The 8,726-nt window shown below is 47.0% G+C and carries 7 protein-coding genes; 4 read left to right on the top strand and 3 right to left on the bottom strand.

All coding sequences use genetic code 11. The annotated features are described in order from the left end of the window. The 3 genes from ACN0UN_RS11370 to ACN0UN_RS11380 form a co-directional block, all read left to right on the top strand. The coding region (locus tag ACN0UN_RS11370; protein WP_417660083.1) for an HAD-IC family P-type ATPase at positions 1-502 on the top strand (502 nt) is incomplete at its 5' end. A gap of 37 nt (positions 503-539) precedes the next feature. Continuing rightward, positions 540-893: a cupredoxin domain-containing protein gene (locus ACN0UN_RS11375; protein ID WP_034732779.1), complete on the top strand. Its 354-nt coding sequence runs from the start codon at positions 540-542 to the stop codon at positions 891-893. Positions 894-1,318: 425 nt separating this feature from the next. Continuing rightward, positions 1,319-2,236: a bile acid:sodium symporter family protein gene (locus tag ACN0UN_RS11380; RefSeq protein WP_280113591.1), complete on the top strand. Its 918-nt coding sequence runs from the start codon at positions 1,319-1,321 to the stop codon at positions 2,234-2,236. 93 nt (positions 2,237-2,329) lie between these two features. Here the strand turns inward: ACN0UN_RS11380 and ACN0UN_RS11385 are convergent, their stop codons facing one another. From ACN0UN_RS11385 to ACN0UN_RS11395, 3 genes are read right to left on the bottom strand one after another with little or no spacing between them, the layout of a single operon-like run. Beyond that, a complete protein-coding gene (locus ACN0UN_RS11385; RefSeq protein ID WP_128353160.1) occupies positions 2,330-5,467 on the bottom strand; it encodes an efflux RND transporter permease subunit in 3,138 nt (1,045 codons plus the stop codon). 11 nt (positions 5,468-5,478) lie between these two features. After that, a complete protein-coding gene (locus ACN0UN_RS11390; RefSeq protein WP_110076959.1) occupies positions 5,479-6,705 on the bottom strand; it encodes an efflux RND transporter periplasmic adaptor subunit in 1,227 nt (408 codons plus the stop codon). Beyond that, a complete protein-coding gene (locus tag ACN0UN_RS11395) occupies positions 6,702-7,949 on the bottom strand; it encodes a TolC family protein (RefSeq protein WP_128353159.1) in 1,248 nt (415 codons plus the stop codon). The genes ACN0UN_RS11390 and ACN0UN_RS11395 overlap by 4 nt, the downstream gene beginning before the upstream one ends. On the opposite strand from ACN0UN_RS11395, the gene ACN0UN_RS11400 reads away from it, so the two are divergent. Then, entirely contained in the window at positions 7,948-8,121 is a 174-nt protein-coding gene (locus tag ACN0UN_RS11400; protein WP_153827330.1) for a hypothetical protein, read from the top strand. The two genes, ACN0UN_RS11395 and ACN0UN_RS11400, sit on opposite strands and share 2 nt — an antisense overlap. The last annotated feature ends 605 nt before the right edge of the window (positions 8,122-8,726 follow it).

The raw sequence follows: 8,726 nt of genomic DNA on the forward strand, positions 1-8,726 counted from the left end.
AGTGATGCTTACTGGTGATAATCGCGCGACAGCAGAAGCAGTTGCTGAAAAAGTAGGAATTAAAGAATTTTTCGCTGAAGTTCTGCCGGAAGAAAAATCAAAAAAGGTTCAGGAGCTGCAGATGGAAGGCGAAATTGTTGGTATGACGGGAGACGGTATTAATGATGCGCCAGCGCTAGCTATTGCCAATGTAGGCTTCGCTATTGGCACTGGGACGGACGTTGCTATTGAAAGTGCCGATATTACATTGATGCGTGGGTCGTTACATGGGCTTGCCGATGCGATCGCGGTGAGCAAGGCCACGCTGCGCAATATTAAGCAAAACTTATTTGGTGCTTTTATTTACAACGTAGCGGGTATTCCTTTTGCCGCAGGCGTTCTGTACCCGTTTTTGGGAATGCTATTGAGCCCGGTTATTGCTGGTGCAGCAATGGCTTTTTCTTCTCTTACGGTAGTGAGTAACGCTAACCGGTTACGCTTTTTCAAAGCCAAGAAACATTAACGCACCTTCTAACACTGACGCATTCAGGAGAATAAACATGTTATTCATTAATATTGCTGGTATCACTTTGATCGCGCTGATCGTCTGGTGGTTTTGGCTTTACAAGCCCCAGCAGCTGAAGCTGGGAGAAGGTGATTTGGTGATTGCCGTCGAAAACGGTATCTACTCGCCTTCGAGAATAAAAATACCTGAAGGTAAACCGGTTGAACTTAAGTTCCTGCGGAAGGATCAATCGCCTTGTTCTGAAACTTTGCTCATTCCCAAGCTAGAAATAAGTGAAACGTTGCCTTCTAACAAATTAAAGCAAATTCAAATACCAGCGCTGGAACCCGGAGAGTACGACTTTCATTGCCAGATGCAAATGTATCGGGGAAAGCTAGTTGTCGGTTAAATGGCTTAAGGAAGAAAATCGCGACAGGCTAGGTAAATGGCGCGCCCGAGAGGATTCGAACCTCTGGCCTCTGCCTCCGGAGTAAATAGCGACTGGCTGACATTAAATGGTGAGAGGAGGTGCTAACCGTGCAAGCCCCGTCCTGTAGGGGTCTCAGGAGCATTTTAACGAGGCCATTTAGCCAGAAGTTTTAGCGTTTTATCTCCAAACCCTGCAAAACTTGGCACAAGAGGGTATGGAAAAAAGGATAGTTAGCCAGACAAATGCGGCCGTTCGCGCAGGAGTTTGTGTCTTATATTTATGTGGTAAGCATGGCAGCCAAATCAAATTGACGTATAATTCTGGCAACAGAATAAGCGCGCTAAACAAAGCATAATTGTCCGCCAAGTAAAAAGGATTTACATATCTCTCGCTTTTTCTCTTTTATTGAATCCAACCTTGTCTGGTTTGTCATCAGTGTCGCAGCGCTAGGATTACTTCTGCCCGAAACGGGACGCTTCTTTGAAGGCTCTATCGGACTACTACTGGCTTTGTTAATGCTGGTCATCAGTTTAACCTTTGATGCGCACGATGTACGAATGGTGCTACGTAAACCATCACGGCAATTGTGGGCGTTGGGTCTCGTTTATGGACCCATGTCGATTGCAGGATGGCTGACCGGAAGACTTTTCTTCGGCAGCGGCTCGTTATCGGCAGGCCAAGCCCTACTCGGCACGCTGCCAACAGATGTCTCTTCGCCATTATTAGTGCTGATGGCTCGAGGCAATGTTGCTTTAGCGGCCGTCTTTAACGCAGTCAATACTGCGCTGTCGCCATTCATCGTTCCCTTCTTATTTTTATGGTTAACAGGCATTCAGCTAACCGTTCCCTTAGCCACGATTATTCTTGAGTTGATGTTGGTCGTTCTTGTTCCAACGGTCGTCGGTGTTAGTTTACGCACGCGTTTTTCGAGCTTCTTTGCACGACATGACTCAACTTATGCAGGTGTCGGCTCGGTGATCTATCTTTTGATACTGCTCGCTGTTGTAGGGCCGAATGCTGAAACTATCATTGGTTACGGCTGGTATGCGTTTGTGATCGGCGGAGCAGCATTATGCCTTAATCTAATGGGCTATTTGGTTGGTATGACGTCCCGGTTGTTTACCAATGACCGACAAGAAATGATCACTTATCTTTTTACAGTCAGTAAAAAGGAGTTTAGCATTGCCGCTGCTTTTGTTGCTGCATCTGGGCTTCCCCCTGAAATTGCAATTCCCGCTGCATTTTTTGCCGTCATTCAAATGATTACTTCACCTATTGTCGCTAAACTTCTCGCTCGCGACATGACCAAAATAAACGATTGAAAACGATAGGTGTATCTTCGCCATTAGTAATGATGGCTCGGGGGTATTTGAATGGAAGTTGGATCTTTCGACCCAACTTCCAAAACAGCAAGATTACGAATGAGACGATCTTATTCTGAGTCTGCTTATCAGCAGGTAAAGCGCCGGCAGAACAACCAGCGTCAACAATGTCGACGAAACAATTCCGCCAATGACAACCGTTGCTAAAGGCCGTTGAACCTCAGCGCCCGTGCCTGTGTTAAACGCCATTGGGATGAACCCAAAGCTCGCCACTAGTGCCGTCATAAGCACAGGCCTCAATCGTTGACGAGCACCCTCGTACACAGCCTCAATGATAGCTTTGCCCTCATCTCGTAACTGTTGAATGAACGATAACATCACCACACCGTTTAACACGGCAACTCCAGACAACGCAATAAATCCAACAGCCGCAGAGATTGACAGAGGCATACCGCGTAATGAGAGAGCCAAAATACCGCCTGTGAGCGCGAGCGGCACACCGGTGAATATAATTAAGGCATTTGTCAGTGAGTTGAATGCGCTGTACAACAGTCCAAAGATAAGTAATAACGTCAACGGTACCACGATTGCTAAACGCTGAGACGCTGATTGAAGTTGCTCAAACGTGCCGCCATAATCGATCCAATATCCAGTTGGTAGTGATATATCGCTTTGTAACTGTTGCCGAATGTCCTCAACAAATGACCCCAAATCACGATCGACAACATTGGCGCTTACAATGACATTGCGTTTACCACTTTCCCGGTTGATCTGATTGGGCCCAACCGTCAGTTCAACGTCTGCGATTTCCCCCAATGGGACGTACTGAAGCTCCGGGTTGCTCGCTTGGGGCACGGTAACAGGCAGCTGCCTTAACGCTTCGATATCTGTGCGCCAAGATTCATCCAGACGAACCATCAACCGAAACCGTTTATCTCCTTCATAAATTGTTCCGGCAACTAAACCGCCGACAGCGCTTTGAACTGCACGTTGAACGTCCTGAACGGATAATCCAAGTAGCGCGAGATGATCACGTTGCGGTGTCACTGACAATGTTGGTAAGCCGGTCATTTGTTCTGCTCGAACATCTGCCGCACCGTCAACGCCAGCAATGATCTCTACAGCCTCATCACCGAGCGCTTTCAACTGGTCGAGGTCGTCACCGTAGATACGCACAGCGACATCTGCACGAACACCCGCGATCAGCTCATTAAACCGCATCTCGATGGGTTGCGTGAACTCATATTTGTTACCGGGTATTTGCTCGACAGCTTCCCTCAACTCAGCAACAAACTCATCTTTTGTTTTTTCTGCATCCGCCCATTCACTCTTTGGCTTCAGAATAACAAACGTATCTGCAACACTCGGGGGCATGGGATCAGTCGCAACATCGGGGGTTCCGATTTTTGAAAATACCCGTTTTACTTCGTCGAATTCAGCAATCACTTCCTCAAGTTGCAATTGCATATCGACCGATTGTTGGAGGCCCGTACCGGGAATACGCAATGCGTGCAGCGCTAAGTCGCCTTCATCCAATTGTGGCAGGAATTCTGTTCCCATTTTCGAGGCTTGATAGATTGATCCCATAAACAGACTCAAACCGACCAAGACAATCACAATGGGTCGTTTCAGAGACGTATTCAAAAGCGGCTCATAAAGTCGTCTAGCCCCGCGCATAAGACGATTTTCACCATGTGAAACTTTGCCTTTCACGAAAATCGCAAGCGCGGCTGGTACAAACGTCATAGAAAAAATAAGCGCACCCAGCAATGCAAACACAACGGTGAATGCCATAGGATGAAACATTTTTCCCTCAACGCCACTAAGTGCAAATATTGGTAAGTAAACCAACATAATGATCAACACACCAAATACCGCAGGATTAAACACTTCACGTGTGCTCTCAAACACTTCCTGTAAGCGCTCTTTGGTCGTCAATAAACGCCCTAGCCTTTGTTGTGCTGATCCGAGCCGACGTAAGGCATTTTCGACAACAATGACGGCGCCATCGACGATAATGCCGAAATCTATTGCACCTAGACTCATTAAGTTACCGGACACACGATTAGCCGCCATACCCGTGATAGCGAATAACATGCTCAATGGAATAACCAGTGCCGTAATGAGTGCAGCTTTGACATTTCCAAGCAAAAGAAACAGCACCACAATAACAAGAACTGCTCCTTCGAACAGGTTCTTTTCGACGGTCGCAATGGTTTTCTCAACCAGAGTTGTACGATTATAAACGGACTCGACCGTTACACCATCGGGTAAGCTGAGCTGCACCTCCTCCAGACGCTTAGCAACCGCTTCAGACACAATACGACTGTTCTCGCCAATCAACATCATTGCGGTCCCAAGCACCACCTCCTCACCGTCAGCCGTAGCAGCTCCTGTTCGTAGCTCTTCACCAAACGACACATCCGCAACATCTTTCACCCTCACTGGTGCGTCATCACGTTTGGTAACAACCACATTACGAATATCCACTAAGGATTGTAGTTGACCGGGAGAGCGAACTAGCCATTGTTCGCCGTTACGCTCAATATAGCCCGCACCAGCGTTGGTATTGTTGAGCTGCAATGCTCGAAAAACATCGTCTACCGAGATTTTATAAGCGAGCAACTTTCCGGGGTGCGGAGAGACTTGGTACTCGCGCTCATAGCCACCAACAGTATTGATTTCGGTCACACCCGGAACTTTGACCAATTGAGGACGGATTACCCAGTCTTGCAAGGTACGAAGCGATTCTGCTGTGTAGGGTTGACCATTCTCATCTCGCGCATCAGCATCGGCGCTGACGATGTATGTAAAGATCTCACCTAAACCGCTCGCTATTGGTCCAAGCGCTGGCTCAACATCGACAGGCAGTTCACCTCTGACCATCTGCAAACGTTCGCTGATTTGTTGGCGAGCCCAATAAATATCAGTTCCCTCCTCAAACACCACGGTTACTTGCGATAAACCGTACCGAGAAATTGATCGTGTGTAGTCAAGGTCTGGTATACCCGCCATCGCATTCTCAACCAGATAAGTAATGCGCTGCTCTGTTTCTAGCGGGGAATAGCCGGAGGCTTCTGTGTTGATTTGCACCTGCACATTGGTAATGTCCGGTACCGCATCAATGGGCAGTTTGAGCGCACTAAATACGCCAACACCTACTATCAATATTGTTGCCGCCATGATCAACCATCGACGTTGAACGGCGAACCGAATCAGTAAATCAATCATAAATTCGCCCCTTAATGGTCATGGCTCGCGCCGTCTTTGAGAACATCAGCTTTGAGTATGTAGCTGTTGCCGATTACATAAGGAGTATTTGGAGCTAGACCGCCGGTCACTTCGGTATATTCTCCGTCACTTTCACCAAGCTCTACCATGCGAACTTCAAACGTGTTTCCGTACTGCGCAAACACCACAGGCATGTCGCGAAAAGACTGAATGGCATCCACTTGAACCGCTAAAGTTACATCTCGCTGACGGGTATTTACATCCGCTTTTACATGCATACCAGGCCGCCAATGACCCGCCGGATTATCAATAAGCACTCGCGCCCGAGCGATATGCCCTCCAGTCATCACCGGCGCAATGTAGATCACTTCTCCACGAACGCGCTCGTGTTGATGCAAGTCGTAAACCTCCGCTGTTTGTCCGACTTGAAGTTTCTCGATGTTTTCAGGGAACGCTGAGAGCTCAACCCAAACCGAGGATAAGTCACCAATCTCGAAAAGTGTTTGCTCGTTAACCACTTCACCGACAGATACAAACTTTTCGGTAATCTCTCCCTTAATAGGGCTAACAACATCGTAACTGACACCACTTGCAGCGTTGATAATTTTCGCAAGCGTCTGGCCAGCTGAAACTTGGTCGCCAATGGAAACCTCAACATCAGTTACCTTCCCTTTATAAGTCGGAGTAATTGAGATGATTTTTTCTGTTACTGGAGCAATAACCCCAAACAAGCGCTCTTTGAGCTCAAGTGTCTGCGGGCTCGCACGCTCAACCAAAATATCTGCCTTTCGAATGATGCGGTCAGACAAGGTTGTTCTTCCCTCAAAGCTTTCATAATGCCATGTAGCACGATGGTCTTTCGTACTAACAGCAACCGAGACCTCGTAAGAATGTGGCTCAGTGACCACCTCATTACTGACCAGATAATTATTCTCTGGCGTGAAGCTCAAGTTGTCATTGACGTCGCCAAGCCGATGCAAAGTCACCGAGAGCTCCACATCCTTTGGTGCTGCGATTTCTCCGTTTAGGTAGGTGTAGACTCTCATTTCCGGGGGAATTCCTGTTTCGTAAATCGTTATCTCGACTGATAAATCACCGTCGCTTAATAGGATTCCACCATTTGGCCCCTTGGTCTCTGTCTCCGTATGGCCATGCTCAGTTGAAGCATTACTCAATGCTGATAGGCTTAGCGCTACGCATAGAACGATCAATGTAAAAATTGCTTTTATAAAATTCATAATTTAGATTCCAAAAATGATTGACCCGTCATTCGCTCAAGCTCAAGAATGTCTTGATGGATAGCGGTTCGGCGCTCAAGGGTTTGATACTCAAGCTGTGCTAGTTCATCTTGCGCATCAAGAACAACTAAAAGACTATGTATACCTCGGCGATAGCCATCGGTGGTTTCATCGACTAGTTGCTCAGCGAGGGGCAATAAATCTGCTTGAATGCTCTTTAAGTAGCGATAATTTGTTTGTATGCGTCCCAATAGCGACTTGACGTGAACGCGTAATTGTTCCCGTACTAACCGCTGTTGTTCAAAAATTAACGCTCGCTCAGTTTGAGCAGCCTCAAGAGTTCCCTGATTTGGGTTCGAAAGTTGAAGAGGCATCGACGCCTGGATAACAAGACCAGCGTCATTTAGCTGATTGTTGTAACGAATACCCACTCCAACATTGAGGTCGGCAGAAGCATCTGCCTTCACAGCATCAACTTTTGCCGCAAGTAATCTTTCTGAATCCAGTAAACGAAGAAACTCTGGCGCTTGATTGACCGCTTGTTCAACTTCAGCTTGTGACGGAATATCAAAAGATTGATCAAAGTTACCGACTACACCTGTAAAGTTCGGCTGAGCGGCCCACATTGCACTTAAGTTCGCTCGTGCTTGGTCAAGCTTTCCAACAATCTCTTCGGATTGGACACTTACTTGGCGTTGTTGCAATGAAACTTTAGTTGCTTCCGATGGTGGCACAGCTCCGGACCGGACCCGCTCCTTGACTATTTGCATTGCACTATCGAGCCGTTGCTGCTGATGGCTATTCCACTCGGCCAACTGCTGCAACCGAACAACTTCGTAAAAACGATAAGCCGTCTCCGCTAGGATTTCGATCTTTTCGTAATTAAACTCAGCGGCCCGCTGACGTTGTCGCGCGTTCGCATACTCAACTCGTTGCTCGCGTTTTCCACCAAGCTCAATAAGCTGACTGAACGACAATGTTGCTTGAGCGCTGTCGAATCCTTGGCTTTCACCATTACCAGCAAAATTCTCCAGTTCGAACCCGATAACTGGATTTGGACGCAGCGATGCCTGCAGTTTTTCAGCTTCAGCCATACGTTGCTGATACGGGTACTTCTTTAAGATTGGGTTATCTCGCAAGACGTTCTCAAATGCCTCTCGCAATGATAACTCATTTGCGATTGCTGAATATGAGGTTGCAAGTAACCCCACAAGTACAGCAATCACGAAATAAAGTAATTTCATGATTATCTCCACAGTAAAATGGCGTGCTAATGCACAAATTTTAGACGTGAAGTTTAGGCATTTGGTGGTGGGGTTGGTGGTTGATGGTCGTTACTATCGAAAGGAAGTAATCGATGTGGGATTGCAAGATTCGGACATGGTGTTGCCGCAGCACAGATTGAATAACCAGTGATACAGCTTATGTGTGCGTGAAATTGATGTTCGTGGTTTGGATCGAGGTTGTCGGGTGACTTCGTCTCGTGATCATTGTGCGTATGATGTTGATAGGCATAATCGAAAGTGTGATTACTATCCTCCACATGCCCAGCGGCAACCGCACAGGTAAAAAAACTGTGAAGTAAAATGACTACGATCAACGACCAAATAATTTTTGGCAAACGAACAACCTGCAGATGAAAAAACCATTTCAAAATAAGAAATAGGCTACCACATGTATCTCATGGGCTCAATCACCGGCTTTTTCTCTTTTATCGAATTCAACCGTCTTAGAAAGGTGTGTTGGACTTATTACACTTAAATACTGGTCTCAACAAAAGTAAAAAGTGGCTGGAAATCGCCTGCATCAGCGGCGCTGAAGGGCGACAATATTATAAGCAGGAATAAATTTGGCACAGATTTGGCACAAAAATTTTTGTGTTAGTGTTCACAAACCGTGAAGCTCCTGCAGATATGGCGCACCCGACAGGAGTCGAACCTGTGGCCTCTGCCTCCGGAGGGCAGTCACGGGTTCGGTGGTAAATCGTTAAAGCTAGGCGTAGCAAGGGATTAAACGGTGTT

Source organism: Pseudidiomarina sp., from assembly GCF_048267825.1.
Taxonomy (GTDB): Bacteria; Pseudomonadota; Gammaproteobacteria; order Enterobacterales; family Alteromonadaceae; genus Pseudidiomarina.

What these genes read in the sequence shown, in the direction of transcription:
- ACN0UN_RS11395 (WP_128353159.1), bottom strand. Translation starts at nt 7,949, where the DNA reads ATGAAATTACTTTATTTCGTGATTGCTGTACTTGTGGGGTTACTTGCA.
- ACN0UN_RS11385 (WP_128353160.1), bottom strand. Translation starts at nt 5,467, where the DNA reads ATGATTGATTTACTGATTCGGTTCGCCGTTCAACGTCGATGGTTGATC.
- ACN0UN_RS11375 (WP_034732779.1), top strand. Translation starts at nt 540, where the DNA reads ATGTTATTCATTAATATTGCTGGTATCACTTTGATCGCGCTGATCGTC.
- ACN0UN_RS11390 (WP_110076959.1), bottom strand. Translation starts at nt 6,705, where the DNA reads ATGAATTTTATAAAAGCAATTTTTACATTGATCGTTCTATGCGTAGCG.
- ACN0UN_RS11400 (WP_153827330.1), top strand. Translation starts at nt 7,948, where the DNA reads ATGATTATCTCCACAGTAAAATGGCGTGCTAATGCACAAATTTTAGAC.